The following is a 26,422-nucleotide window of genomic DNA, read 5'->3' as shown; positions in this document are numbered from 1 at the left end:
AATCTGCAAAGTATGCATTTCAGAGCAAACATCGATCTATCCTCCTCCGATCGTCGTACACGTTTTCCTCGCAATTGATCGTGCAAAGTCGATAAACCATTGTCGGAACGGTTGACCTGTCTCTGTTATGGGTTCGCAACGCTATGGACGAGGGACGCCATGAAAAACGAGCAGCAGATGTGGCAATCGCTTGGCCTGTTCAACGATGCGGATGGATCGATTCAGCAAATCAAGTCAAAAAGATATGTCGATTTTTGATATGGATAGAAAATTGAGATTAGGTTGAATAAGGAATAGTCAACTTGATACCAATAGTTCATTTCATCGATCTATACGGAGACAGTTCATGGTGAATCACCTTTTTTTGCGTGTGATGGCAGGTGCGTTGATAGCGGCTGCATGGATGGTGGCGCCCGCGATGGCGCGATGTGACGAGTTGGATGGAAACAGTGGAAGGATTATGGAACAGGTCGTTCAAAGCCCAGCACAGGATGCAGAGGCAGTCCTTGATTTTTGGACCGACGCACGCATGCGTGAAGCGGTAGCAGATAGCGGAAGCTTGCCACCGATAGCGCAGAAAGTGATAACGCCAGACGGTGACGCATCTGGCTATGCGCAGGTGGAACCACCGTATACGATCAATGATCCCTACGCAGTAAAAACCGGCATGCTGTTTTCCGAGCTGCCGGATGGTCAGCTGAGCACGTGTTCCGCTTCGGTGGTGATATCTAGGAACAAGCTTTTGATTTTGACAGCGGCGCATTGCGTCTATAACTATTCGGGCCAGTCCTGGCTTCGGAATGTGCTGTTTATTCCCGCCTACAATGCTTCGGCCGAAAATATCGCCGAACAGATTCCATTGGGGAAATGGCCACTCAATCAATCCTTCATTCTGAAAGGATATGCGCCCCATACTACGGATACCGACGTCGCCGTGGCGAGCGTATTTCCCCAGCCCAACGGTGAGCGGGTGGAAGACGTGGTTGGCGGTGGCTTCCTTCCTAAAGTCAGCGAGGAAAATGAAGATTTCCATTTGGTGAAGATATACGGCTACCCAGGTGGCTCTTATCTGGATGGAAAGCAGCGTTTTTGCTGGGCGCATGCGTGGGCCATGCAAGGCGATACATCTCTGAACACCTTTGCTAATTGTCCGAATATTGGCGGTAACAGTGGTGGTCCCAATATTGTCGATGGTCGCCAACCTGAAGTGGTGGGTGTAGTCAAAGGGGTCTTTGGTTCGCAAACTCGATTGAGGGAATCGCTTTTTGGTGTTGTTTATCGTTTTGCCCAAATAGCGAAGAGTCCGATCGAGGAAAATCCCGACGAAGTATTGGCATTTTGGACCGATGAGCGGATGGATGCCGCATGGCCGAGCCATAACATGCCAGGACGCCCGTTATTGGGGCCGCCGCTGTTGGAGGGGGCCGATCAATCAGGTTACGTGCGCATGCCGGCTCCCTATGCTGAGCACCGTCTTTCACGTATGAGCGGTATATTGTTTTATCGAGAAGCCAACAATGGTGGGGTGGGGCACTGCTCGGCTGCCGTGATTACTTCCGGCAGCAAAAGCCTTGTCGTTTCCGCAGCACATTGCGTGAAAAATTTTGGCTGGCGCGAGATGATGATGTTCGTGCCTGCTTACGATGGTGCAGCAACGGGTAAGCAGCGAGTGCCACTCCTCAAATGGCCAGTGCGGCAGGCCTTTATTCCTTATGAGGGGGCTGGAGGGCGGGCTGACGATGACGTTGCCGTGGCTAGGTTATATCCCGAGAACGTCCCCATCGGCCCTAGCGTGACGGTAGAGCAACTCGTGGGTGGCGGATTTGATCCACGAATGAGCGAGGATGAAACCTTTCTTCCCAGCGTAAAGATTCTTGGTTATCCCAGTGCTTGGATACCCGGTGATGGGCCTTATGCTCTAGCCGTGCAACGGCGATGCGATAGTCCAGCGATTAGCGACGTGGGGAATCCCGGATTGGTTGCGCCTTACTGCGCCACGCAGGGTGGAAACAGTGGTGGTCCGTTGGTATGGGATCATGACAGTACCGTTGAGCCTCAAGTGGTAGGGGTGGTCCATAACACTTCAACGCATGCCAGGTTGAAGCCCTCGACCTTTGGGGTGATCTATGAGGCTGCCGACGCTGAATCCGATTCGCCTCATTGATCTGCGCTTCGTGCACTGGTGTCGGGAAATAGGTGTGAGCTTCCATGTGGTGAATTGAAAACAACAGTGCAAGCCTTTCGTATCGATTGGTAATCCAATAAGGAGAAGAGACAATGAAAGTGTGTCCATTGACTTTCAATGCCATCGTATTAGCGCTCGCTCTATGTGCCACAGATATTCCGGCGCTTGCGCAATCCGTGCCTTTTCATTCGAACATCGCACTCAAATCCGAGCAGCATGTACCTGGAATGCTGAGCGGGTCTGCGCGCAATGAGGCGCCTTTGTTGCATTCAACGGACCCCGGAGCAGAGCGCTTCATCGCGGCCGGTAAATTGTTGACTGGGCGGACAGGAGGTTATAACTGTACGGCCTCATTGGTGGCTGGCAAAACGCCACCCCCACCCAATCGGCCGGCTCTCATCCTTACTGCTGGGCACTGTGTCGATGATGAAATGGGGAGCAATACAGTGATCGTTAACCGGCCAGCCCCCGGGGGATGGTTATATACGCCAAATTATTTTATTGACACAACGCCTGAGCATCATTCCGTTGTGGTCGATCATATTGTTTACGCCACGATGAAGGGCATGGATTTAGCCATATTGCAGTTGAAGGCCACTTACGGCGAATTGGCGGCTAGAGGGGTGCATCCGCTGCAACTTGAACCTTCGGTTGTGTCGGCCGGCACACCCATTGAACTAGCCCATATTCCAGTCATTGGTGTTCCCGAGGATGAGCGATTCTTAAGGCACTCACTGTGCCAAGTGAGTGCAGGGGTTACGCCTCTTGTCGAGGGTATTGGTCCTTGGTTTTGGGTGGCTGCCGTCCCGAATGATTGCAAGGGGGTCGCAGGTGGCACTTCCGGGTCACCTGTCTTCAAGCGCGATGGCACGACAGTCATAGGCATTTTGAATACGAAGGTGGAACCTGACTATACCGGGTGTGGTTTGGGGCGTCCCTGTGAGCCAACCGAGACGGGCGACTTTTCGCGCGAAGGAAGCAGTTATTACATTCCTGTCGATCGTATTGCCCGAGCGATAAAAGACGATGGCACAATCGACGTCACCTGGCTTGATAAAGGCACAGGGATTCAATTAGAGCGAACCAAACCTGGATGGATTTCGCAACGATATGAAGAGATCGATGGTCAGCAGCAGCCTGCTCGCTGGCATTTGCGAATCGACGACAACGGTTTCGACCGGATCATGTACAAGGTTGGGTCAGCCAGGTCGATAGATTGCAGCAACGCAACCGGCTATCAGGGGCCGATTCCTGCAGCAAGCCAACCCTTTGTCAATCTCGGATTGCCTACTCAAGAAGGTGTCTTTGCCATATGTGTTCTTGGTGCTCACACGGGCGAGGGGGTATACCAGCCCGCGACCATCTGGCTGCGTCAGATCGATGATACCCCGCCAACGATTGCGCCAGTCATCCATGAGCGTGGCTGGGAGGGGGAAAAGGAGGTCATTCCGGCATTTTCGCTGTGGGAGCTGGTGGACCTCTACATCAAGTTTGGCGCCCTTGAGCAGACCGATTGCAGTGACAGAGATGGATATCGTCAATTCACCCGGCAATGGACGCGAGTTGACGAAAAACAGCCATGGCGGTTTTGCGCTTATGGCACGGACCAGGCTGGCAATGCAGGGCCTCCGGTAAATTGGGACTATTCTCCAACGCGGCACTAATGTGGTGCTTTTAAGGACCCTCTGACTTAGAGTTTGTTGCCAACATTGAACAACTCGAACTCCCGAATGCGCGCCATGCAAGTACTCGCAGGAAAACGGAGTCACTATTTCGCTGCCGATTACCTCCTTGGACGGCCAAACGGAATCATTCCAAGGAGAGGAGGGGTATGGAATCAGGTTATAATAAAAGGGCACCGCAATCGATTTCTTCGTGACGGGGCATTAGACAATCCAACCAAGATAAAAACCTGGTTCTTTGGATTCTTCATATCACCTAAGTTCTACCCATATTGGATATTACATGTCAAAATTCTATCAAGCATTCAAGTTGAGCGTCATTGTCGGATGCGCCTCGCCTTTCATCGTGTGCCATGCGGGTGAAGCGGCCATATCGAACAGTAACTTGGTTCATGCCTTTTCCACTTTTCAGATTTCCCCTCAAGTCGGTGTCGAGAATCATGCCGCCAGTCCAAATGGCAAACAACAGTTGGAACAGGAAGATGAAGGCTACTACCCGGAGGCCGGCCTGATCCAGGGGAAAGACGGCAATATCTATGGCACGACTCGGTACGGCGGGGTCCATGACAAGGGGACGGTGTTCAAGGTAACGCCTGACGGCACGGTGACGGTGCTGCATTCCTTCGGTGATTCGGCCAACGACGGCGCCAATCCGCAGGCCGGCATGGTCTTGGGGAGTGATGGCAATTTCTATGGTACGACTCGTTTCGGCGGAGACTATAACAATGGGACCATGTTCATGGTGGCATTACAGCCCGACGGCACCGTCAAGGAGACGGTGGCGTATTCCTTTGCTTACGCCTTCACCGGCGCCTATCCGCGGACCGGCGTGATCCAGGGGAAAGATGGCAATTTCTATGGCACGACTTACAGCACCGGGCAGGGTTTTATGGGGGCAGTGTTCAGGATGCTGAGGTCACAGCCAGGTGACTTCTTCTTCGTGCAGCACGAGTATCCCTTTCAAGGCCCGGACGGCGCCAATCCGCGGGCCAGCCTGATCCAGGGGAAAGACGGCAATTTCTATGGCACGACTCGGTCCGGCGGAGTCTATGGCAAGGGAGTGGCGTTCAAGATAGAAGTAAACAGTGACGGTTCCCTCAAGGAGACAGTGTTGCATTCCTTTAGCGGCGGCAGTGACGGTGCCGACCCGCGTGCCGGGCTGATCCAAGGGGAGGATGGCTATTTCTATGGCACGACTTATAGCGGTGGGGTCAATGGCAACGGGACAGTGTTCCAGGTGAAACCCAATGGCGTGGAGGTGCTACATGCCTTTGGCGGCAGTGACGATGGTGCCAATCCGCTGGGCGACTTGATCCAGGGGTCGGACGGCAACTTTTATGGCACGACCCACTCAGGAGGCACACATCAAATCGGCACGGTGTTCAAGGTCACGCCATCGGGCACGGAGACGGTGCTGTATTCGTTCGGCTCATCAGGGGGTACCGACGCGAGTTATCCGCGGGCCGGCCTGATCCAGGGTTCGGACGGCAGTTTCTATGGCACGACCTCCGCAGGGGGCACATATAACGTCGGCACGGTGTTCAAGGTCACGCCATCGGGCGTGGAAACAGTGCTGTGTTCGTTCTGACGCGAATTTCGGGGCTACCTAGTGCGTTAGCCAAGCTGGCAAAAGGTAAATCACTGAGGTAATCCCCGGTTTTGCCCTGTCTCTTGTCACATTTTTTTGATCCATGGCCGCCTGGCGAGTTCATAGCCCGCCAGGCGCTTTGAATTTAAAATGATGGGGTGACACCTGGAAGGCCCGCAGGGTGTCATGACGACGGCGATACTTATTCAGCGTTGCCTTAACCGGTTGTCTCGATCCGCTCCACACGCCGCAGTCCACGCGGCAGCACACCGCCACGCGTAGCACGATTGCCTCCGTATGCCACCAGATCCGACCACTTCAGGGTCAGCTTGCGCTGACCGGCGAATAGCGTGACTTCGCCCTTGCCCTCGGTGACCACTGCAATGCCTACCACGCGCTCGTCGCCGCGGCTCAGTTTGGCCTTCGGAATCTCGATCAGTTTGTTGCCTTTGCCCTTGTCCAGCTCAGGCAGCTCGGCTACGGAGAACACCAGCAGGTGACCTTCCGTTGTGACGACTACAATGCGGTCACGCGAAGGATCGACCGAGATCTGTGGGGCCAGCACGCGTGCACCATCGCTGAGCGTGATGATCTGCTTGCCGGCCTTGTTGCGTCCTGTGAGTGCTTCAAAACGGGTGACGAAGCCGTAGCCAAAGTCGGAGGCCAACACCAGGCGAGTGTCGTTGTCGCCTGCGGCCAATGCATCGAAGCGGGTGCCCGCGGGTGGCGTGAAGCGACCGGTCAGTGGTTCGCCGTTGCCGCGTGCCGAGGGCAAGGTGTGCGCGGGCGTGGAATAGCTGCGACCGGTGGAGTCGATCACTGCCACCTGCTGCGTGGTGCGCGTCTTGACGACGGCGAGCAGGCTGTCACCTTCGCGGTAAGACAAGCCTTCCGCATCCACATCGTGGCCCTTGGCGGCGCGAATCCAACCCTTCTGGCTCAGCACCACGGTGACCGGTTCGCTGGCGACCAGCGCGCTTTCGTCTAGCGCTTGTGCAGCCTCGCGTTGAACCAGCGGCGAGCGGCGATCGTCACCGTACTTGGCAGCGTCGGCGCGCAGTTCTTCCTTGATCAGGCCCTTGAGCTTGGCGGGCGATTTCAGCAGCACGTTGATCTTGGCGCGTTCTTCTTCCAGTTGGTCGCGCTCGGCATTGATCTTCATCTCCTCGAGGCGGGCCAGTTGGCGCAGCTTGGTTTCGAGGATGTAGTCGGTCTGTTCTTCGCTTAAGCGAAAGCGCGCCATCAGCACTGGCTTGGGTTCGTCTTCGGTGCGGACGATACGGATCACCTCGTCGAGATGGAGATAGGCAATGCGCAGACCTTCCAGCAGGTGCAAGCGGCGCTCGACCTTGGCGAGGCGGTGATGGAGGCGGCGCGTCACCGTTTCGGTTCGAAAGCTCAGCCACTCGGTAAGGATGCGCTTGAGATCCTTCACCTGCGGACGGCGGTCCAGGCCGATCATGTTGAGGTTGACGCGGAAGCTCTTTTCCAGGTCCGTAGTGACGAATAGGTGTTGCATCATCTCGTCTGCATCGACACGGTTCGAGCGCGGCACGATCACCAGGCGGATCGGGTTTTCGTGATCGGATTCGTCGCGCAGGTCCTCGATCATCGGCAGCTTCTTCGCGCGCATCTGTGCGGCGATCTGCTCCAAGATTTTCGACGGGCTAACCTGATGCGGCAGCGCCGTGATGACGATGTTGCCGTCTTCACGCGTGTACACGGCGCGTGCACGGATCGAGCCGCCACCGCTCTGATACATGGCCAGCAGTTCGTTGCGCGGCGTGATGATCTCCGCCTTGGTGGGGTAGTCCGGGCCGCGCACGTGTTCGCACAGATCGGCCACGGTAGCATCCGGGTCATCCAGCAAGCGGATGCAGGCGCTTACGACTTCACGCAGGTTGTGCGGTGGGATATCGGTGGCCATGCCCACGGCGATGCCCATGGAGCCGTTCAACAATACATGCGGGATGCGTGCCGGTAGCCAGCTTGGTTCATCCAGCGTGCCGTCGAAGTTCGGCAACCAGTCCACGGTGCCCTGGCCTAGCTCGCCCAGCAGTACGTCGGCGATCGGGTTGAGTTTGGACTCGGTGTAACGCATCGCTGCGAAGCTCTTCGGATCGTCCGGCGAACCAAAGTTGCCTTGGCCATCGATCAGCGGATAGCGATACGAGAACGGCTGCGCCATCAGCACCATGGCTTCGTAGCAGGCGCTGTCACCGTGCGGATGGAATTTACCGATCACGTCGCCGACGGTGCGCGCGGACTTCTTCGGCTTGGCATGGGCGGCCAGGCCAAGCTCGCTCATGGCGTAGACGATGCGGCGCTGCACTGGCTTCAGCCCATCGCCCACGAAAGGCAGTGCGCGATCCAGCACGACGTACATCGAGTAATCGAGATAGGCCCCTTCAACGTATTGCTTGAGCGGGATCTGTTCGTAATTGGCTTGCAAATTCATAAGGGAGTTCGTATGGGCGCAGGGGACGTCGCGGGCAGGCGAGATGGTGCCAGATGCTGACGGCCTTAGACTAGTGTGGTGTTTCGCAAGTAACGCGAACAAATTCCGGCGTCTTTCGCCACGATCCTGCGTTGCTCGTCGTCACCATAGCGCCCACTATGACTCCTCCTCGCGCCTTGTCTCGCGACGACATCCACTCGCAATTTATTCACGTTACTTGCGAGACACCACACTAGAATGCTCTGATCCTTGACATGGGCGAAACCATGCACTTTCTACGCAATACGGCGGTTGTCGCGGCCTGCGTCCTGGCTGCCGGATGCTCGCAGTTCGCTGGCCGTCGCCCCTTGCTTGGGTATTCGGACAAGGATCACCCCAAGTCCGATACCGCCCTGGTCGTCTGCGCCGAGCAGCCCGAGTACCTCTGCGGCATTACCCGCGTGAATGAGAAGAGCACCTGGGAAAAATTCAACGGTGGCAAGACGCCGTGGGTGCGTGTGCTGCCCGGCACGCAAGTCATCAAGCTCACGTTGTCCAATTCGCACCAGATCAACCGTCCGTGGCTGAAGATCGATCATGTGCAGGCCGGACATGTCTATCGCATTGAAGCGAGCTACAGCGGCAATACGATCACTGCTACGTGGAAGGACCTGGGCCAGATGGATTCCTACACGATCCATATGCCGCAGTTTCCGTTGAAGCCGAAGTCGTATACCGCACATTTTTGATTTGCGCCTGTCGTGCTTGCTTTTTTCCTTCTTCACTGTGAACTTGTGAAAAACGCAGAAGGGCGTGAGCCCCTCTCCCTCCGGGAGAGGGGTTGGGGTGAGGGTGCGGCCAGGGCGCGAAAACAAAGACTTGTGCGAGAACTGAATCGCTCGCTTCGCCCGGACCCCTCACCCGTCTGCCGACACCCTCTCCCGAAGGGAGAGGGGCTTACCCATCAGATGTTTCGGATGTGTGTAATCGGATGGCCTTACCGAGGTACGCGGTAGCCGCCGGGAACACCGTGCGGACTAAGCGTAATTTGCCAGAGCTGATCGCGCCGGCTGCGGAAGACGGCGGCCGATACCGCCAGGTAGAACTGCCACATGCGACGGAAGCGTTCGTCGTAGTGAGCGGAAAGTGCCGGCCATGCCGCATCGAAGTTCGCGCGCCATGCGGTCAGCGTGCGATCGTAATCGGCGCCGAAATTGTGCCAGTCCTCGACGACGAACAAACCTTCGAGTGCGGCGGCCACTTGGCTGGCTGCCGGTATCATCGAATTCGGGAAGATGTATTTTTCGATCCATGGATCCGGCCGGCCCGGCGAGTGATTGGTGCCGATGCTGTGCAGCAGGAACAATCCATCTTTTTTCAGGCAACGACGCGCTACCTCGAAGTATTCACGATAATTCTTGCCGCCCACATGCTCGAACATGCCGATCGACATGATCGCGTCGAAAGATTCGTCAAGCTTGCGGTAATCTTGCAAACGGATGTCTATCGGTAGGCCATGGCATAGCTCACGCGCCAGTTCCGCCTGCTCGTGGGAGACCGTGACACCCACGCCGATCACGCCGTAACGCTCGGCCGCAAACTTCAGCGCCTCGCCCCAGCCGCAGCCGATATCCAGCACGCGCATGCCGGGTTTCAGTTGCAGCTTGCGGCAGATTAGTTCGAGCTTGGCTTCCTGTGCGTCATCCAGGTTGGTGGCTTGTGCCCAGTAGCCGCAGGAGTACACCATGCGCTTGCCGAGCATGGCTTTGAACAGATCATTGCCGCGATCGTAATGCGCTCTGCCGATGTCGAAGGCATGCTGGCCGCGTTGCATGTTGATGAAGCGTGCCTTGAGGTGCGTGATCAGCGTATCCAGTGTTTTGAGATGCTCGTCGAGGTGGCTGGACAAGATGCGGGTGAACATGCCAGGCAAGTCGCCGGCATCCCACCAGCCATCGATGTAAGCCTCGCCCAGCCCTAGCGAGCCATGTGCGAAGACGCGTGCGTAAAACTGTTCATCGTGAACGCGGATATCCGTCGGTGCCGTGCCATCGATGTGCACGCCGGCCATCTGGAGTAGCTCCGCGGCGCGTTGCCTCAAAGAATCCTGACTCATCCTGTTCCTTCTTTGCCCAACATGCCGAAATGAATGGGCGACCAGGCGTATACCAGATCCACCCCCGCTTCGCACACTAGCCGCAACAATGTCTGCGCGTTGGGTTCGCTCAGCAGGAATTCAATCTTCTGCGGAAGATCGTCGGCCAATTCGAAGAACGCTTCGTGATGCAATACGCCGTGCCGGCCGAAGCCCGCTGTGGCGCGGAATACCGAGCCGCCGCCCAGCTTGTGTCGCTTGGCCAGCTCCAGCAGCCATTCGGAGACCAGCAGGCCGTTGTGCCTGGCATGTACGTGTGTATAGAAACGTAGGAACACGCCTTGATGGGAGCTACTGTCGAAGGATGTTTCATCACTCATGACGGTCGACTCCGTTTCAATGGCGCAGCAGGCCGCGTGTTAGGAAGATACCAAGAATGGTCATGGCAAGGCTGCCGAACAGGTGCACGGCGACATGGGTGCCAAACCACACGTATTGCCCGCGCAGCAGTAGCGTATCGGCTTCGGCCGAGAAGGTGGAAAAGGTGGTTAGGCCACCAAGAAAGCCGGTCATGACGAACAGGCGCCATTCTGGCGGCAGGGTCTGGAAGTGCTCGAAGACGCCCATCATGCAGCCCATGATCAGGCCGCCGGTGAGATTGGCGGCCAAAGTACCAAGAGGCAGGGTGGGGAAGATGGGGTTGAGCAGGATGCCGAGTATCCAGCGTATCCAGCAGCCGATGGCGCCGCCCAATCCCACGGCAAGGAATCCAGTGATGCTCACGTGATTATGACTCCTCCTTGCGCCTTGTCTCGCAGCGACATCCACTCGGAATGTCTTCGCGTTACTGGTGAGACACCACACTAGCCGATGGCGGTGGGGTTAAGGCAGCGCTGAATAAGTATCGCCGTCGTCATGACACCTGGAAGGCCCGCAGGGTGTGTTGCGTGGCGCAGGGAAGACTGGCCATCTTGCCAAGCCGCGCGGAACACCCTGCGGGCCTTCCAGGCGTCACCCCATCATTTTAAATTCAACATGTTGGGGCCAGCCCTGTCTGTCCGCATGCCTTCGGTCCGCCGTCTCGATAGACAGCTAGTCTACCTTCGTCGTCGGCCCTATGGCCTGCGAACAGACAGGGCTGGTGACGACGGCGATACTTATTCAGCGCTGCCTTAAGTCAAATGCGAATACCGGAAGTGAGTTCGGGCATCGCCATAATCGTGCGCGCCACGTCTTCCGGTTCCACACCATGCGCGGCTATGGCATGCCGACCTGGGCCATAGGGGCCCCATTCGTCGGTACGGGTGATGGTGAAAATGCCCAGGGTGGGAACGTGCGAAGCGCAGGCCAGATGCATGATGCCGCAGTCGGAGCTGATATAGACGTCCAGGCCAGACAATACACTCGCCATCTTGCGCAGGTCGCTGGAGTAGTAGCCGGGGTAGCGCGAGCTAAGCATCGATTGGCCAGAGGCTGGCAGGATCTCCACGATGCGATGATCCGGACATTGCGCTTCCAGCACTTGCAAAAAGCGCGTCCACCATGTCTCGCCTAACAGCTTGGTGCCGGTCGCATTGCCGAAAATGCCGATGATGCCGCGGCCCGGCGAGGTGATGCCGTTTGCTACGAGTGAACGGGTGAGCACCGCGCGCCCTTGTTCGCGTTCGCCAGCACCGAGGCGGATATCCGGAACGGGGTAATCTGCCGTTGTGTCGCGATCCATCGCACTGCGCAGCAGATAGACCGGACGGCGGCCTTTGCTCTCCAGATGCTCCGGCAGCGGCACGGCGTGGGTTATCTCGCCATGCTTCTTCGGGCCGCTGAACCCCAGTGTGTATGTCGCATTTGACAACAGCATCAGCAAGCGACCTGTATGGGACAAGGCATCGGCATCGATCGCCAGGTCATAACGTTGCTTGCGCATGCGCCTGAGCGTGCGGAAGAACTGGAACGGATGACCGACGCCATGTGCAGGCAACGGGAAGATGCGCTGCACGCTGAAAAAATGACCGTAGATATCCTTGGCGATCGGGCTGCGGGTGAGGATGTCGATTTCTGCGCCCGGGTAGACCTTTTCCAGTTCCACCAGCAAGGGCGTAAGCAGCAGCGTATTGCCAAGACTGTGGCTGACGTGGCAGATCAGGATGCGGTAGATGCCTTGCTCTGGCAGCGGTTCGGAGGTTGGCTGCCCGTGGCTGCCGAACATCATGTGCATGAGGCGACGTGCAACTTCGCGGCGAAAGTCGTTAATCGGATCGTAAAAACGTGTGTTCTTCAGCACAGTAGGTTTCGTGTCGATGGGGCGACGCGACTATACCGGTTCGCCGCCCGATGTCAGCAGGCCGCGTTCGATCAGCCAGTCGCGGGCGTTGTCGGCATCCTGCTCGAACCATGCGCGCGCCGAACCGAGCCGGAAGGTATAGCCCCAGGCATCCATGTCGCTCATCACGCGTCCGCGGCCGACGTCGGGCAGCGTGCCACCCAGCACGATCTGCAGGTAGCAGACGGCATCCTCTTCGCTGACCGAGTCGGTGGCGTCAGTATGCGTTTCGGCACGCCGCTCAGGCGGCAGCACGATCAGGTGGCCGGCTTCGTGCAGCAGGGAATGCACGGGTGTGTCGTTGCGGACGTAGACTGTGTGACCGATGATGCCGGCCTCGTCTTCACCCCAATAGCTGCCGGGAATGGTTTCGCCATCGGCCACGCGCACCAGGCTCAGGCTGTAATGGGCGAGCAGGGATTCGATAGCTGTGCCATCGATGTCGGCGAGGCGTAGGACAGAATCAGGCAAAACATCAAGTCGCCGCGTTACCCGCTGCCGGCTTGCCATCCGGTAACGCTACCGACAGCTCCAGCACTTCATGCCCGCTGTCGCGTTCGACATTGATGTTGATCGCTTCGAGGTCGACGTTGACGTATTTCTTGATGACTTCCAGCAATTCGTTGCGCAATAGCGGCAGGTAGTCCGGAGCGCCGCGGGTAGAGCGTTCCTGCGCGACGATGATGCGCAGGCGTTCCTTGGCGACCGCGGCGGTGGGTTCCGGCTTACGCTTCAGGAAATCGAGGATACCCATCGCGATCAGCCTCCGAATACGCGCTGGAAGAAGCCCTTCTTGGGTGCGTCAAGGAAGCGCATCGGGAGGGTTTCGCCAAGAATGCGGGCCACGGTGTCACGATAAGCCTGCCCGGCATGGGAGCTTTCATCCATAATCACCGGCACGCCGGCGTTGGAGGCGGCGAGCACGTTTTCCGATTCTGGAATCACGCCGACAACGTTGATGCCGAGGATTTCCTCCACATCCTTCACGCTGAGCATTTCGCCTTGCTCGACACGTGCGGGGTTGTAGCGGGTCAGCAACAGATGCTGCGCAATGGCGTCATTGCCGCGCTCGGCGCGGCGCGTCTTACTGGCCAGCAGGCCCAGGATGCGATCGGAATCGCGCACCGAGGACACTTCCGGATTCACCACCACCACGGCGTGATCGGCAAAATACATCGCCAGGTGCGCGCCTTTCTCGATGCCGGCCGGCGAATCGCAGATGATGTAGTTGAAGCCATCCTTGGTCAGCTCGTCGAGCACCTTTTCCACGCCTTCCTGAGTCAGTGCGTCCTTGTCGCGCGTCTGGCTGGCGGCGAGCACGGAGAGGTTTTCGTGGCGCTTGTCCTTGATCAGGGCCTGCTTGATGGTGGCTTCGCCCTGTACGACATTGACGAAGTCGTACACTACGCGGCGTTCGCAGCCCATGATCAGGTCGAGATTGCGCAAGCCGACGTCGAAGTCGATCACGGCCACCTTCTTGCCCTGCATGGCCAGACCGGTGGCAAGCGATGCGCTGGTGGTGGTTTTGCCGACGCCGCCCTTACCGGACGTCACAACGATAATCTCAGCACTCAAGGGTTCGTCTCCGCTGGTGTTCTTTTCATAGTGGATCGTTTATGGGAAGGGCGCCCGTTATTTCAACGGCGCAATCAGCAACTTCTCGCCATCGAGCCAGCATTGCACAGACTGGCCCTCCAGGTCTTTGGGAATCTGCTCGAAGACCCGATAGTGGCCGGCGATGGCCACCAGCTCGGCACGGAAATCCGAGACGAAGATACGTGCTTTTACATCCCCTTGCGCACCCGCCATCGCACGACCCTTCAGGCTGCCGTAAACATGGATGCTGCCATCGGCGATCACTTCGGCGCCATTGGCGATGGTGCCCATCACGACCAGGTCGCGGTCGCGTGCATAAACTTGTTGGCCCGAGCGCACCGCACCTTCATGATGCTGCGCGCCAGGCGTGCTGCCGGGAGCGGGCGCCGCCAGCACGGGCTCACGCACCGGAGCAGGCGCGGGTGCCGCTGCGGGTACGAGGCTCGGTACTGGTGGAGCGATGCTGCCGCCGTCGGCGGGCTCATAGGCGGCGCGGAACTTAGCGATCAGCGGCAGGCCCATGCGCTGGGCTAACGCCTCGGTGGCGCTAGTGCCGTAGGCGAGGCCTACCGGCAGCATGCCGGCGCTACGCACTGCTTCAAGCAGAGCATCGACCGTGCCGTCGTCAGGCGGGTCGAGCAGGTGGCTCAGGTCCAGCACGACCGCCGCACGCGAGAACAATGGCGGCGCGGAACGTACGCGGCGTTCCAATTCTTCGCACAAGGCGGCTGCGTCGGCGCGTTTTACGCGCACACAGGCAATGCCGACCTGGCCGAAGCGCAGGTCACAAGCCTCCGTTGTATCCATCACAGAACCTGCCTTCATACGCCAAGTCCCCCACGCCGGAAGCGGTTTGCTCGCAGGCCAGGGGGGAATGAAGGAGCATAGGTCGATATATGATGGGGTGATGAGGTAGGCATGGGGGCAAACAGATCCGGCGCGGAGGACTTGGCGTATGAAGGCAGGCGCTTATTCATGGGCGTCGCTCTCCTACAAGACGGCGTGATGTGGCGTCATCGTTCAGGTAAACGGGGCGACCGGCCAGCCAGGGTAGGTCGGGCAGGCCGGCGTGCTCTAGATAGGTGTCGCGCACAAAGGCGTAGCTGGGCAGATCCTTGGCCAGCAGGCTCACCTGCGGTCCGTCTTCGTCCATGCGTTGCTGACCCACTTCCTGGAAGCCGTAGGTGCCGTGGAACAGCACCACCACGTCATCCGGCGGTTCGAGAAAGACCTCGCAAGTCAGCAGTGGCACGCGCACTTCGGCGAAGCTGTTCACATCGCAATAGAAGATGCGGCCTAGGCCGTGGCGGCGGTAGGCGTTGGCAATGACGATGCGATCGATGTAGACGAACGACGGGTAGTGTTCGCCGAACCAGTGGTAGTTGGGACTGCCGTAATCCTGGCCGTCACGCAGGGCGATCAGGAATCCCGCAAGCTGGCCGTCGATTTCGGCCACGCGAAAATAATCGGCGTGCTCGTAGAAGTAGCGCAACTGCGCGGTGTCCAGGACGAGAATGGAGCGACCGGCGGTGTTGTTGAGCGCCAGTACGGCATCCAGGTCGTGCTCGCGCACGTCGCGGATGGCAAGGGCCATTCGTTGCTCCGCAGTGATGGGTTGCTAGATAAGACCGAGTGACGGCCCAGCTCTTCGCGCATTATGGCATGTGCCAACAGGCGGCACATCCCGTGCTGCGGCATGTAAAAGCTTTGTAAAGCCGTGAGATTGGATGCGGTGCTGGGCGGCTAAAGCACGTGGGCCTGCTTTTGTCGATACCCGCAGGGGTGACTTCCCGCGCATTGCGCGATTTGGGCGCGGGCCTATGATGCGGGGCATGGCAATGACCCATTTCAACCATATCCGTGTCCTGCGTATCACTGGGCTGATCACCTACCTGTGCTGTGGCACGCCGGTGTTCACCACGTGGGCCACCGAACGGTTGGATTTGCTTCACAGCCCCAATTTCGCCTTGCTGCTGTGGACGCTGTTCTATCTATTGTTTGGTGTTCTCTATCTACTGATCACCAACAACCTGGGTGCGCGTACCAATGTGCCTGCGCGCCTGATTGGCCTGCTGCTGATGGCCGTGGCGGCGTTGGTGGTGGGGTGGTACAGCCATAGTGGCTTGACGGCGATCCTGATGGTGGTGGTATCGGTGGTGCTGCCCTGGCTGGTGCCGTTCTGGGCGGGTGTTGCGTGGATCGCCCTGCAGACTTTATGTCTGGCGGCGTTGTTCTCTACCTTTGCCGAGCTCAAGCACAGCATCATCCTTGGCGTGTTGCAGGCGAGTATCTATACAGCTTTTTCCATGTTGGGTTTCGTGACCTCCATGGTGGCCAGTCAGCAGGCAGAGGAGCGGGAAGCGCAACGTCGTCTCAACTCGGAATTGCGTGCCACGCGCGCGCTGCTGGCGGAGTCCACGCGCATCGCCGAGCGCATGCGCATTGCGCGCGAGTTGCACGACCTGATTGGCCATCATCTCACCGCATTGAGCCTCAACCTTGAAGTGGCCAGCCACCTCAGCAACGAAGCCGCTTCCGAGCACGTGCGCAAGGCACAGAACACGGCGCGTCTGTTGCTGGCCGACGTGCGCGAAGCTGTCAGCGAGCTGCGCCAGGATGATGCCATCGACTTGACCCAGGCGTTGCAAAGCCTAATCGACGGTGTACCTGGACTGCATGTACACCTGACCACCCCGCCGCGCTTTAGTGTGGAAGACCCGCGTCGGGCTCAGGTATTGCTACGTTGTGCGCAGGAAATCATCACTAACACGGCCAAGCATGCCGGCGCGCGTAACTTGTGGCTCACTTTTAATTATGACGATGAAAACCTGCTTAGCCTGAGCGCACGGGACGATGGTCGCGGCGCAGCGAAAATCCTACCCGGCAATGGCTTATCAGGTATGCGTGAACGCCTCACCGAATTCGGCGGTTACGTAGCGATGGAAAGCGAAGCAGGGCACGGTTTTGGTCTGCACGTCAGTCTTCCCTTGGGTGAACCTTCGGTATTGGCGCACACGCCATCACGTTTCGAGCCGCCTGCGTTGAGCCTGACCTAGGGACCCTCTGATGACTTGCAAGAATGACAAGTGCCTGTCCCAGTTCGTTATACGTACATGGCTCACGATGAGCCGTCAGCACCGCGAGGATTCACGATGATTTCCGTTTGTCTCGTCGACGACCAGAACCTGGTGCGCCAGGGGGTGCGTTCCCTGCTTGATCTGGCGGAGGACATCCGTGTCGTGGCCGAATGTGCCGATGGCGTGCAGGCTATACAGGACATCCCTCGCATCAAGCCGGATGTCGTGCTGCTGGACCTGCGCATGCCCAACATGAGTGGGCTGGAAGTGCTGCAGGCGTTGTCGGCACGCAATGAGTTGCCACCGACCATCATCCTCACCACCTTCGATGACGACCAGCTCGTACTGCAGGGTCTGAAGGCGGGTGCGCGTGGCTATCTGCTCAAAGATGTATCGCTGGAGCAATTGGTCGAAGCCGTGCGCACCGTAGCCAGTGGCGGTTCGCTGGTGGCGCCGATGGTAACCCAACGCTTGCTGGCCGGAGTGGGACGTATCCATAACCAGTTCACCAGTTTGGAACAACCTGACCCGTTGACCGAACGTGAGACCGAAATCCTGCGTCTGCTTTCCGGTGGTTATAGCAACAAGGAAATTGCCAACTCCCTGAAGGTGGCCGAGGGTACTGTGAAGAATCACGTTTCCAACATCCTTTCCAAGCTCGGCGTGCGCGATCGTACCCGGGCTGTGTTGAAGGCGCTGGAGCTTGGGATTGTCTAACCATATGGTCACCTCGGGGACCGTCGAAAAATGCTGCGTAGCAACGCAGCGACGAGCCTCTTTGGCCCGTAGCGTTCCTGCGCGCTAGCAAGTACCATCGGCAGCTTAGGCGCCGACCGACCCCCGTCCTGATGCGATTTTCCTCGTGGAAAGCCATCCATGGCGGTTCCATTCTGTCATGCGCTTTCCACTGCAAGAGATACGTCTCGGAGAAACCTGGAATGACGCGTGTTCTGGAATTCATCGTTGCCCTGATCATCGTCGCCGTTGTTGGCGTCGTGGTGGGCGTCATCATGCCCAGCAGCGGCCACGTTGAGCGGTCGTTGGTAGTCAGCAAAGACCTGCGCCAGGTCTACGACGTAGTGAACAATTTCCGCACCTTCCCCGATTACGGCGTGTTGCGCGCTTACGATCCCAAGACCACTTATGCCTTGTCCGGCAATGCCTACGGTCCGGGCTCCGAGATCAGTTGGAACAGCCAGGATCAGAAGGTGGGCGAGGGCAAGCTGACCATCGCCAGCGCCAAGCCGGATTTCAACGCGATCGATCCCACCGTCAACAGCGCAGAAGTGGTGTGGAATGTGGACAATGCCTGGCGTGGCAGCGACAAGCATTTCACCCTCGACCTGCTGCGTCAGGGCAACTCCGGCAAGCTAACCAAGATCACCTGGTCGTATGACGTCAGTTATGGTTTCAATCTGTTCAACCGTTACGCCAACATGTACATCCACGGCCAGCCGGATGCTTTCATCCAGTACAGCCTGAATGATCTGCAAAACGTACTGGCCGTGGTGCCGAACATCGACTACAGCACGCTTGATCCGTACATCGTGCAGACCAAGCAGGAGCCGGTGCTGATCGTTTCCACGTCGATGAAGCGCAAGGACGGTCTGGACGGCCTGAACGAAGCCACCGACGCCGCCATCAAGGAAATCGGCGATGCCGCCAAGAAGCTCGGCGTGCACACTACCGGTCCACGCGTGATCCTCACCACCAACTACGGTGACGAGACCTATACCTTCGATGTCGCTATGCCGATCGACTCCGCCAACGTTAATGTGGCTGGCCAGAGCTATCAGTTAACCGCAGCTACCCCGCCGTCATTGAACGACCAGACCGCTCCAGCATCCAGCGGCACCGCTGCCGCACCCGCCAATCCGGATAACAGCCAACCAGGCGGCAAGGACCGTTATGGTCGCCTGATCATCGACAACAATGTGCGCGCTACGCTCGCCTTCGGTGGTCCGGCCCTGGAAGCACCGTGGAACGGTACCGCTGCCGGCGTGCCGCAGACCCGCGACATGCTGAAGGCCTATGCGCAAACGCACGGTTACAAATACGATGAAGTGACCCATCGCCTGTACGACATCCTCACCCAGCCGGAAGTGAAGGATGCCAGCGGCGCCATCACCACCTATGCGCAGTACACCGTGTACCTGCCGATCATGGATTCCGCCGATGGTGCCACGTTGCCGCAGCAGACACCTGAGCAGCAGGCGGGCATCAAGCAGCCGGGCATCCTCAATGCCAATGGCCAGCCCGCTTCCAGCGGTACCGCGCCGGCTCCGGCCAGCACCGCTGCAGCACCGGCCAAGTAATTCCAGCGCATCGACGCTATCGAAAGCCCTCCCTTCGCGGAGGGCTTTTGTTTGCCCTACGATGCATCGCATGCGGTACATTGCAGGGCAGTCCTTTTCACGACCAACATGATCGAAACCGACTCGCTCACCAAGCGCTATGGCCATTTGACCGCGGTGGATGCGTTGAGCATCTACGCCGAACCGGGCCAGGTACTTGGCCTGCTGGGTCCCAATGGTGCAGGCAAGACTACGGCGATGCGCATGATCGCTGGCTTTCTCGCGCCTACCGCCGGCACCGCGCGAGTGTGCGGATACGATGTGCGCAAGCAGTCGCTGAAAGCCAAGCGCGCGCTTGGCTATCTGCCGGAGGGCGCGCCGAGCTATGGCGAAATGACAGTTCGCGAATTCCTGGTCTTCATCATGCGCGTGCGCGGCTTGCGGTCCGATGTGGGTCGGCGACGCTTCAACGAAGTGGTTGGCCGATTGCAGCTCGAAGATGCACTGAATGTCAGTGTCGATACCTTATCCAAAGGCCTGCGGCGTCGTGTCGGTCTTGCGCAAGCCATCGTGCACGATCCACCGGTGCTGATGCTCGATGAGCCCACCGACGGTCTCGATCCCAATCAGAAACATGCCGTGCGTCAGTTGATCGACTCGATGGCGCGCGAGCGCACCATCCTGATTTCGACCCATCTGCTGGAAGAAGTGCATGCTCTGTGCAATCGCGTGGTGATCATCGCGGGCGGACGTCTGCGCGCGGATGCCACACCGGCTGAATTGGAAGCACGCTCGCGCTATCACGGCGCAGTGTCGTTCAGTGCGGTAGGCAGCGGCATATCGCAGGAAATGCTTGGGCGCCTGCCGCAGGCCGCGGGTATTGAAGTGGATCCGTTGGATGGCCGCATCACTGTCTTCCCCAAACCTGGTGAGCGGATTCTGGAGCCGGTCGAATCGCTACTGCGCCAACAAGGGCTGGAAGTCTCCGAAATCCAGCTTGAACGTGGACGTCTGGACGAAGTGTTCCGTCAGATTACGCTAGGCGCCGAAACGGAGGCGCAGCCATGAGCCCCACCATGGCAGTGATGCGCCGCGAATTGCGCAGCTACTTCGTAACGCCAGTAGCGTACGTATTCCTGGTGATCTTCCTTGTGCTTGTCGGCATCCTCACGTTCTATGCCGGCGATTTTTACGATCGCAACATTGCGGACTTGCAACCGTTCTTCGTGATGCATCCCTGGCTATACCTGATCCTGGTGCCGGCTGTGTCGATGCGCATGTGGGCGGAAGAGGCCAAGTCAGGAACGTTGGAATTGCTGCAAACCCTGCCCCTGACCCTGTGGCAGTCCATGCTGGGCAAGTTCTTGGCGGCATGGCTCTTCGTCGGGCTGGCCTTGCTGCTGACCTTTCCGATTTGGATCACCGTCAATTACCTGGGCTCGCCCGACAACGGCATCATCGTGGCCGGATACATCGGTAGTTGGTTGATGGCGGGTGCTTTCCTTGCCATCGGCGCCTGCCTGTCCACGTTGACCAGCAGCCAGGTGGTGGCCTTCATTCTTACCGCCGTGGTGTGTGTGCTGCTGATCTTGGTTGGTCAAGCGGAGGTCATCGATTTCTTTCAGGGCGCGCTGCCACGCAAACTGGTCAATGCTGTAGCGCATCTGTCCATGCTGCGGCACTACGAAGCGATTGCGCGTGGCGTGTTGGACGTGCGTGACATCATCTACTTTGTGCTCACCATCGCCGCTTGGCTGACCGCCGGTGTGCTGGTGCTCGATCTGAAGCGGAACCATTGATGATGGTACGTCTCACTTTGCGTCGACGCACCATCCTGTTTGGCGCACTGATCGCGCTGATCATCGCCTACTGCAGCCTTGCCCTGGTCACCAGCCGCTGGCTGGCGCCGGAACGATTCGATCTCACCACCGACGGGCTCTACACGCTGTCGCCAGGAACGCGACAGATCATCGACAGCGCGCATCGGCCGCTGTGGCTCACCTTGTACTTTTCCCAGCATGCCACCAAGGACCTGCCACAATTGCGCAGCTACGAGCAGCGCGTGGCGGAAATGCTGCAGGAAATGGTGGCCCGTTCGCACGGGCACATCCGTCTGCAGATCGTCGACCCGGTGCCGTATTCCGATGATGAAGCGAGTGCCGAGGGTAACGGCCTTACGCCGATGAGTGGCGGCAGCAACGGCGAGCGTATTTTCTTTGGCCTGGTCGGGTCCACCCGACCGTCGAACAGCGACGTGACTTCGGATGTCAATGCGGATACGCCGGATGACAAAAGCTCGAAGAGGGTCGATCGGACCCTGGCGATTCCGTTCTTCGATCTGCTCCGAGAGACCTTTTTGGAATACGACATCGCCAAGCTGCTGTATCAGCTCAACGAGCCGGAAAAACCGCGCATCGGCCTGATCGCCAATTTGCCAGTGATGGGCGACCCGCTTCAGGGCACGGCGCCGTGGGCGATGATGCAACAGTTGCAGCAGTTGTTCGATGTGGAAACGCTGGATGCGAGCAAACTCAAGAAGATCGACAAGCGCATCCAGGTGCTGTTGCTGATCCATCCCAAGAATCTGTCGAACGATGCGCAATATGCGCTCGATCAGTACGTGCTTGGCGGCGGGCATTTGGTGGTATTCGTCGATCCTTTTGCAGAATCCGATCCCACCTCGTTGTCCCAGGACGCGCTGGCTGGCACCAATAACCACAGCTCCAACCTGCCGCGTTTGTTTGCTGACTGGGGCGTGGCGTATAACCCCGACCAGATCGTGCTCGATCGTGGCCGCGCGCTGCAGATCGAGCTGGCCGGTACGAATCTCGCGCACCCGGCCATGTTGGGCTTGGGAACGCAGGAGCTCAATCGCGACGATGTCGTCACGGCAAGCCTGCAACGCGTCAATGTTTCCACCACAGGTCACTTCGATCTGCTACCGAATGCAAGCACGCGCCTGGTTCCACTGATGCAAAGCAGCGCAGACGCCGAAGTGGTGCCCACCCAGCGGGTGATCGATGCGAGCAACAACCCCTCGACCCTATTGCAGGGGTATCAGCCGCAGAACCAGAACTATGTGATTGCGGCGCGGTTGCGCGGACCGTTCGTCAGTGCTTTCCCGGAATGGGCCAGGCGACCAGGACATTTGGCGGAGTCGCCAGCGAATGCGGAAGTGATCCTGGTGGCGGATACCGACCTGCTGACCGATCGCCTGTGGGTGGAAACGCAAAACTTCCTGGGCCAGCCCTTGCTCAGCGCATTTGCCAACAACGGCGATTTCATCAACAACCTGGTCGACAGCCTTAGTGGTTCGTCGACGCTGCTTTCCATTCGCGGTCGCTCCAGTTCGCAGCGATCGTTCACGCGCGTGGATGCGTTGCGACATGCGGCTGATCGCAAATTCCTGCAAAAGAAACAGGAGTTGGAAAGCGAGCTGGCGGACACCAAGCTGCGCTTGAGCGAATTGCAGCCGGTAAAAGGCGATCGCGACACGTCCACCAATGCCGAGCAGAAGCAGGAGATCGAGCAGTTCCTACGGCGCCAGCTTGCCATCAGCAAAGAGTTGCGCGACGTGCAGCACCAACTCAACGCCGAAATCGATGCGCTGGGAACGCGGTTGAAGGTGATCAATATCGTGGTGCTACCGTTGCTGATCACCATCATCGGCTTGCTTTATGGCTGGCGCCGCACGCGACGCAATCGGCGTCAGCGGGCCTAGTGTCATGGGGCTCACGCCCTACTCATTTGATGAACTAAGTTGGGTTGCCGTTGCTGCTGAGGGGTGTGTCGGGTCGATGATTGCCGCGTTGCTAAAATGGATGGTGCCCTGGGAATTCTCGTGGGTATTCCTTGCGAGCTTCCTCACCGCGTGCGTGCTGTATTGGCGCGGTTGCCACCGGTTACCGGTGAGCTTTGGCCGACGGCTGGCATTCTGGACCGGCATGGTGGTGGTCTATCTGAGCCTGCAGACCTATTTCGATTTCTATGCGGAGCATGAATTCTTCATGCACCGTATCCAACAGTTGCTGTTGCACCATTTGGCGCCGTTGGTGATCGTCGCGTCTTATCCGAGATCGGTATTGCGGGCAGGTTTGCCGCTCAACGTGCGGGTGCGCGTGCTTCGCCCTGCGTTACGTAGTTGGCCATGGCGGCTGATCAGCGCTGTGCTGCTGAATCCGGCGGTGGCGACAGTGCTGTTTGTGGTCTTCGTCCTGATCTGGCTGATCACTCCCATGCAGACGCTGGCCATGCTCGACTGGCGCGTGTACCGCTTCATGAACTGGTCGATGATCGTCAGCGGCTTCATCTACTGGTGGCTGATCCTTGATCATAGACCGCGCCCACCAGGGCGCATGCTGCCGGGACTGCGCGTGTTGTCACCCGGCATCACCATGGCGCCGCAGATTCTGGCTGGCGCCATCATTACTTTCTCCAAGACTGACCTGTATCCCATTTTCGAAATCTGCGGGCGCGCGTTCCAGTTCAACGTGTTCACCGGGCAGTTGATTGGCGGCATCATCATCTGGGTGCCTGCCGCCACCATTGAAACCGTTGGCGGCCTGCTGGCGATGCGCCAATGGCTTCGGTTATCGCGTACTGGTCGCCTTCGCCGCCAGTTGCTTACGCGGCAGTCTGCGGCGAAAGCTGTTTCCGTCGGCAGTGGTTGATGACGTGCAGCAGGCTCTCAATTCGAATCAGCATTGGCTGGGCGTACCAGAAAATGCACCGGTAATTGGCTCCCATCCGAAAAATCCAGGGTGATATCCACGATATCGCCGGGCTCCAGTGCGCGATGGGGATCTTCCAGCATCAGGTGATAGCCAGCCGGTGCCAGCGTGACCTTGCCCTGTGCGGGTATATCCAGTTGCGCGACCATGCTCATGTTGCTCATGCCGCTGCTTGCTACCGTGCTTTGATGCAGCCTCACGAAGGCATAGGCGCTGCTATGTGCCGAAACGAGGGTGACGGCAGTGGCGCTATGGTTCTGCAAGGTGACATAGCCGCTAGCAGGAAGCTTGACGGGCAACAGGCGGATCCAGGCGTGGCTGGTCGTCACGTGGTCGGCTTGTGATGCGTGGAGGTTTCCAATGGAGAGCAAGGCTGTCGCCAGCAGCAAGACTACGTATCGCATGTTCATGTACTCCCTGGCACCAACAACCGATGCAGATCATGCACCAGCTTGTCCCGAGCATCGGTGGGCGTGGCCAGTAGCCGAGCTTTGCCGTCACCATCAAACACGTAGATGCCGGAACTGTGACTAACATCGTAGCTGCCGTCGGCCTTGCCGGGTTCGCGAGTGAACGCCGCGCGATAACGCTTGCTTAGGGTTTCGATATCGGCCGGCGAACCGGTCAGGCCAACAGCATGTGGATCGAAAGCGCGCACGTAATCGTGCAGTACGGCCGGTGTATCGCGGATTGGATCGACGCTGACGAAAAGGATGCGTACATCATCAGCCTGTTTGCCAAGTTGCTGCATCACGACATGCAGGTGCGCCAACGTCAGCGGGCACACATCGGGACAATGGGTGTAGCCGAAGTAGAGCAGGGCGACCTTGCCATGATAATCGGCCGCGGTAACCGCCTTGCCCTGATCATCGGTGAGGCGGAAAGACAGGTCCGGCATATGTCCGGAGATATCGGTCAATTGCCACGGTTGCTGCTTGTCCTGATGGCAGGCACTTAGCAGTAAACCTATCGTGAACAGTGTTGACAGGGCAGCCAGGCGGACGAGACATGACAGCTTCATGCAAAAATCCTGTAGAAATCCTGCCCAGCATACGCCACGCGTACCCCGCTTCGCGCTTTCGCAACAGGAAACCGTTTTTATGCAACAACTTGCCCGAGTGCGTGATGGCTGGCTGGCGCTGGGATTATCGTTGTCAGCGTCAATCTGCGGTGCGGCAACCTTCCAGCAGTAGAATGGTGCTTTTACCGGAGATCGCGATGAAGCCGTTTGGCACGCCCCATTCCGACCATGCGCTGAAGGTTTTACTGCTGGGGGCGGGTGAGCTAGGCAAGGAGGTCGCGATCGAATTGCAACGCTATGCGGTAGAGGTGGTAGCGGTGGATCGCTATGCCCATGCGCCGGCCATGCAGGTGGCGCATCGCAGTCATGTGCTCGACATGCTGGACGGCACAGCGTTGCGTGCGCTGATCGAACAGGAAAAGCCCGATTTGGTCGTGCCAGAAATCGAGGCGATCCATACACCCACCCTGATCGAGCTGGAAAAAGCAGGCTTGCGGGTGGTCCCGACCGCACGCGCCACCTGGCTGACCATGAACCGCGAGGGTATCCGCCGGCTGGCGGCCGAGGAGCTTGGTCTACCCACGTCATCCTATCGTTTTTGCGACAGTCAGGCGGAATATCAGAAGGCCGTGGCGGCCATCGGTTACCCCTTCGTCATCAAGCCGGTGATGAGTTCGTCGGGCAAGGGGCAGAGCATCGTGCGGGATGCATCCGGCGTGCAGGAAGCGTGGGATTACGCCCAATCCGGTGGCCGCGCCGGTAAAGGTCGGGTGATCGTGGAAGGCTTCGTGCCGTTCGACGATGAGATCACCCTGCTTACCATCCGACACAAAAACGGCATCAGCTTCTGCGCCCCGATCGGGCATCGTCAGGAAGACGGCGATTACCGCGAATCCTGGCAGCCGCAACCGATGAGCGAGGCCGCGCTGAAAGAAGCGCAGCATCAGGCCGAAGCGATTACCGGCGCCTTGGGCGGCTGGGGCGTGTTTGGCGTGGAGTTCTTTGTGAAGGGTGACGGCATCATCTTTTCCGAGGTTAGCCCCCGCCCGCATGACACCGGACTGGTGACGTTGATCTCGCAGGAACTCTCTGAGTTCGCCCTGCATGCACGGGCTATCCTGGGGCTGCCGATTCCGGTCATTCACCAGTACGGGCCTTCGGCTTCGTGTGCTGTGTTGGTGGAAGGGGAGGGGCGCGCGCCGCGCTATCACGGCATCGCCGAAGCACTAGCGGAACCGGATACCCAATTGCGCATCTTCGGCAAACCGCAGGTGAAGGGGCGTCGTCGCATGGCGGTAACTTTGGCACGCGATAGGGATGTCGAGGCAGCCAAGGCCAAGGCAATTCGTGCTGCAAAGGCCGTTCGCACGGAGTTGTAAGATCCATACTGCGGCAGT

At 58.5% G+C, this 26,422-nt stretch carries 24 protein-coding genes; 12 read left to right on the top strand and 12 right to left on the bottom strand.

Annotated elements, in window-relative coordinates; genetic code table 11:
- Positions 1-346: 346 nt before the first annotated feature.
- The 3 genes from EO087_RS04385 to EO087_RS04375 all read left to right on the top strand — a co-directional run bounded on the left by EO087_RS04385 (position 347) and on the right by EO087_RS04375 (position 5,455).
- A complete protein-coding gene (locus EO087_RS04385; protein WP_128897803.1) occupies positions 347-2,164 on the top strand; it encodes a trypsin-like serine protease in 1,818 nt (605 codons plus the stop codon).
- A 113-nt stretch (positions 2,165-2,277) separates the two neighbouring features.
- On the top strand, positions 2,278-3,849 hold the full coding sequence (locus EO087_RS04380; protein WP_128897802.1) for a serine protease: 1,572 nt from the start codon (positions 2,278-2,280) through the stop codon (positions 3,847-3,849).
- A gap of 301 nt (positions 3,850-4,150) precedes the next feature.
- A complete protein-coding gene (locus tag EO087_RS04375) occupies positions 4,151-5,455 on the top strand; it encodes a choice-of-anchor tandem repeat GloVer-containing protein (protein WP_128899804.1) in 1,305 nt (434 codons plus the stop codon).
- Between the two features lie 217 nt (positions 5,456-5,672).
- On the opposite strand, the gene parC is transcribed toward EO087_RS04375, so the two are convergent.
- Positions 5,673-7,913: a DNA topoisomerase IV subunit A gene (parC, locus tag EO087_RS04370; RefSeq protein WP_128897801.1), complete on the bottom strand. Its 2,241-nt coding sequence runs from the start codon at positions 7,911-7,913 to the stop codon at positions 5,673-5,675.
- A gap of 254 nt (positions 7,914-8,167) precedes the next feature.
- Between parC and EO087_RS04365 the strand changes: the two genes are divergently transcribed.
- Positions 8,168-8,641 (top strand): hypothetical protein, encoded by a 474-nt coding sequence (locus tag EO087_RS04365; protein WP_128897800.1) that lies wholly within the window; start codon positions 8,168-8,170, stop codon positions 8,639-8,641.
- Positions 8,642-8,889: 248 nt separating this feature from the next.
- Here EO087_RS04365 and cfa read toward each other — a convergent pair whose 3' ends face one another.
- The 9 genes from cfa to EO087_RS04320 all read right to left on the bottom strand — a co-directional run bounded on the left by cfa (position 8,890) and on the right by EO087_RS04320 (position 15,497).
- Positions 8,890-10,008, bottom strand: coding sequence for a cyclopropane fatty acyl phospholipid synthase (cfa, locus tag EO087_RS04360; RefSeq protein ID WP_128897799.1), 1,119 nt, complete (start codon positions 10,006-10,008; stop codon positions 8,890-8,892).
- Positions 10,005-10,367 carry a DUF190 domain-containing protein gene (locus tag EO087_RS04355; protein ID WP_128897798.1) on the bottom strand — a complete coding sequence of 121 codons (363 nt, stop codon included), beginning with the start codon at positions 10,365-10,367 and terminating at the stop codon, positions 10,005-10,007. The genes cfa and EO087_RS04355 overlap by 4 nt, the downstream gene beginning before the upstream one ends.
- Before the next feature lie 16 nt (positions 10,368-10,383).
- On the bottom strand, positions 10,384-10,770 hold the full coding sequence (gene crcB, locus EO087_RS04350) for a fluoride efflux transporter CrcB (RefSeq protein WP_128897797.1): 387 nt from the start codon (positions 10,768-10,770) through the stop codon (positions 10,384-10,386).
- Positions 10,771-11,164: 394 nt separating this feature from the next.
- On the bottom strand, positions 11,165-12,268 hold the full coding sequence (locus tag EO087_RS04345; RefSeq protein ID WP_128897796.1) for a glycosyltransferase family 9 protein: 1,104 nt from the start codon (positions 12,266-12,268) through the stop codon (positions 11,165-11,167).
- A 30-nt stretch (positions 12,269-12,298) separates the two neighbouring features.
- The gene (locus EO087_RS04340) at positions 12,299-12,778 is read right to left on the bottom strand and encodes a hypothetical protein (protein WP_240669130.1); all 480 of its coding nucleotides are present in this window, start codon (positions 12,776-12,778) and stop codon (positions 12,299-12,301) included.
- 4 nt (positions 12,779-12,782) lie between these two features.
- Positions 12,783-13,061, bottom strand: coding sequence for a cell division topological specificity factor MinE (minE, locus tag EO087_RS04335; RefSeq protein WP_128897795.1), 279 nt, complete (start codon positions 13,059-13,061; stop codon positions 12,783-12,785).
- Positions 13,062-13,066: 5 nt separating this feature from the next.
- A complete protein-coding gene (gene minD / locus EO087_RS04330) occupies positions 13,067-13,882 on the bottom strand; it encodes a septum site-determining protein MinD (protein WP_128897794.1) in 816 nt (271 codons plus the stop codon).
- Positions 13,883-13,939: 57 nt separating this feature from the next.
- Positions 13,940-14,710 carry a septum site-determining protein MinC gene (gene minC / locus EO087_RS04325; RefSeq protein ID WP_128897793.1) on the bottom strand — a complete coding sequence of 257 codons (771 nt, stop codon included), beginning with the start codon at positions 14,708-14,710 and terminating at the stop codon, positions 13,940-13,942.
- 166 nt (positions 14,711-14,876) lie between these two features.
- Positions 14,877-15,497, bottom strand: a complete 621-nt coding sequence (locus tag EO087_RS04320) for a GNAT family N-acetyltransferase (RefSeq protein WP_128897792.1) — start codon at positions 15,495-15,497, stop codon at positions 14,877-14,879.
- Between the two features lie 238 nt (positions 15,498-15,735).
- Here EO087_RS04320 and EO087_RS04315 point away from each other — a divergent pair, with 238 nt between their 5' ends.
- From EO087_RS04315 to EO087_RS04285, 7 genes are all read left to right on the top strand, one after another.
- Positions 15,736-16,959, top strand: a complete 1,224-nt coding sequence (locus EO087_RS04315; RefSeq protein WP_240669129.1) for a sensor histidine kinase — start codon at positions 15,736-15,738, stop codon at positions 16,957-16,959.
- 96 nt (positions 16,960-17,055) lie between these two features.
- Positions 17,056-17,697: a response regulator transcription factor gene (locus EO087_RS04310; protein ID WP_128897790.1), complete on the top strand. Its 642-nt coding sequence runs from the start codon at positions 17,056-17,058 to the stop codon at positions 17,695-17,697.
- Positions 17,698-17,918: 221 nt separating this feature from the next.
- Positions 17,919-19,295: a polyketide cyclase gene (locus tag EO087_RS04305; protein WP_128897789.1), complete on the top strand. Its 1,377-nt coding sequence runs from the start codon at positions 17,919-17,921 to the stop codon at positions 19,293-19,295.
- Positions 19,296-19,403: 108 nt separating this feature from the next.
- The gene (locus tag EO087_RS04300; RefSeq protein ID WP_128897788.1) at positions 19,404-20,342 is read left to right on the top strand and encodes an ABC transporter ATP-binding protein; all 939 of its coding nucleotides are present in this window, start codon (positions 19,404-19,406) and stop codon (positions 20,340-20,342) included.
- Complete coding sequence (locus EO087_RS04295) at positions 20,339-21,073, top strand: ABC transporter permease subunit (RefSeq protein WP_128897787.1); 735 nt, start codon at positions 20,339-20,341, stop codon at positions 21,071-21,073. Before EO087_RS04300 ends, EO087_RS04295 begins: the two co-directional genes overlap by 4 nt.
- A 2-nt stretch (positions 21,074-21,075) precedes the next feature.
- A complete protein-coding gene (locus tag EO087_RS04290; protein ID WP_128899802.1) occupies positions 21,076-22,995 on the top strand; it encodes a Gldg family protein in 1,920 nt (639 codons plus the stop codon).
- Between the two features lie 76 nt (positions 22,996-23,071).
- Complete coding sequence (locus EO087_RS04285) at positions 23,072-23,944, top strand: cytochrome c oxidase assembly protein (RefSeq protein WP_128897786.1); 873 nt, start codon at positions 23,072-23,074, stop codon at positions 23,942-23,944.
- 17 nt (positions 23,945-23,961) lie between these two features.
- Here EO087_RS04285 and EO087_RS04280 read toward each other — a convergent pair whose 3' ends face one another.
- Together EO087_RS04280 and EO087_RS04275 are read right to left on the bottom strand one after the other, a co-directional pair.
- Positions 23,962-24,408, bottom strand: coding sequence for a copper chaperone PCu(A)C (locus EO087_RS04280; protein WP_240669128.1), 447 nt, complete (start codon positions 24,406-24,408; stop codon positions 23,962-23,964).
- Between the two features lie 2 nt (positions 24,409-24,410).
- Entirely contained in the window at positions 24,411-25,025 is a 615-nt protein-coding gene (locus EO087_RS04275; RefSeq protein ID WP_128897784.1) for an SCO family protein, read from the bottom strand.
- 197 nt (positions 25,026-25,222) lie between these two features.
- Here EO087_RS04275 and purT point away from each other — a divergent pair, with 197 nt between their 5' ends.
- Entirely contained in the window at positions 25,223-26,404 is a 1,182-nt protein-coding gene (purT, locus tag EO087_RS04270; RefSeq protein WP_128897783.1) for a formate-dependent phosphoribosylglycinamide formyltransferase, read from the top strand.
- Positions 26,405-26,422: the final 18 nt, after the last annotated feature.

The organism is Dyella sp. M7H15-1 (assembly GCF_004114615.1).
In the GTDB taxonomy this organism is placed as follows: Bacteria; Pseudomonadota; Gammaproteobacteria; order Xanthomonadales; family Rhodanobacteraceae; genus Dyella_B.
The sequence above is the reverse complement of the archived record's forward strand: the minus strand, read 5'-3'. Positions and strand labels throughout refer to the sequence as shown.

Bases quoted from the DNA above. Each gene is read 5' to 3' on its own strand.
- minE (WP_128897795.1), bottom strand. From the start codon at position 13,061: ATGGGTATCCTCGATTTCCTGAAGCGTAAGCCGGAACCCACCGCCGCG.
- EO087_RS04295 (WP_128897787.1), top strand. From the start codon at position 20,339: ATGAGCCCCACCATGGCAGTGATGCGCCGCGAATTGCGCAGCTACTTC.
- EO087_RS04315 (WP_240669129.1), top strand. From the start codon at position 15,736: ATGGCAATGACCCATTTCAACCATATCCGTGTCCTGCGTATCACTGGG.
- parC (WP_128897801.1), bottom strand. From the start codon at position 7,913: ATGAATTTGCAAGCCAATTACGAACAGATCCCGCTCAAGCAATACGTT.
- purT (WP_128897783.1), top strand. From the start codon at position 25,223: ATGAAGCCGTTTGGCACGCCCCATTCCGACCATGCGCTGAAGGTTTTA.
- EO087_RS04300 (WP_128897788.1), top strand. From the start codon at position 19,404: ATGATCGAAACCGACTCGCTCACCAAGCGCTATGGCCATTTGACCGCG.
- EO087_RS04320 (WP_128897792.1), bottom strand. From the start codon at position 15,497: ATGGCCCTTGCCATCCGCGACGTGCGCGAGCACGACCTGGATGCCGTA.
- EO087_RS04375 (WP_128899804.1), top strand. From the start codon at position 4,151: ATGTCAAAATTCTATCAAGCATTCAAGTTGAGCGTCATTGTCGGATGC.
- EO087_RS04355 (WP_128897798.1), bottom strand. From the start codon at position 10,367: ATGAGTGATGAAACATCCTTCGACAGTAGCTCCCATCAAGGCGTGTTC.
- EO087_RS04365 (WP_128897800.1), top strand. From the start codon at position 8,168: ATGGGCGAAACCATGCACTTTCTACGCAATACGGCGGTTGTCGCGGCC.
- EO087_RS04380 (WP_128897802.1), top strand. From the start codon at position 2,278: ATGAAAGTGTGTCCATTGACTTTCAATGCCATCGTATTAGCGCTCGCT.
- EO087_RS04290 (WP_128899802.1), top strand. From the start codon at position 21,076: ATGGTACGTCTCACTTTGCGTCGACGCACCATCCTGTTTGGCGCACTG.
- minC (WP_128897793.1), bottom strand. From the start codon at position 14,710: ATGGATACAACGGAGGCTTGTGACCTGCGCTTCGGCCAGGTCGGCATT.
- EO087_RS04310 (WP_128897790.1), top strand. From the start codon at position 17,056: ATGATTTCCGTTTGTCTCGTCGACGACCAGAACCTGGTGCGCCAGGGG.
- cfa (WP_128897799.1), bottom strand. From the start codon at position 10,008: ATGAGTCAGGATTCTTTGAGGCAACGCGCCGCGGAGCTACTCCAGATG.
- EO087_RS04280 (WP_240669128.1), bottom strand. From the start codon at position 24,408: ATGCGATACGTAGTCTTGCTGCTGGCGACAGCCTTGCTCTCCATTGGA.
- EO087_RS04275 (WP_128897784.1), bottom strand. From the start codon at position 25,025: ATGAAGCTGTCATGTCTCGTCCGCCTGGCTGCCCTGTCAACACTGTTC.
- EO087_RS04385 (WP_128897803.1), top strand. From the start codon at position 347: ATGGTGAATCACCTTTTTTTGCGTGTGATGGCAGGTGCGTTGATAGCG.
- EO087_RS04305 (WP_128897789.1), top strand. From the start codon at position 17,919: ATGACGCGTGTTCTGGAATTCATCGTTGCCCTGATCATCGTCGCCGTT.
- EO087_RS04285 (WP_128897786.1), top strand. From the start codon at position 23,072: ATGATTGCCGCGTTGCTAAAATGGATGGTGCCCTGGGAATTCTCGTGG.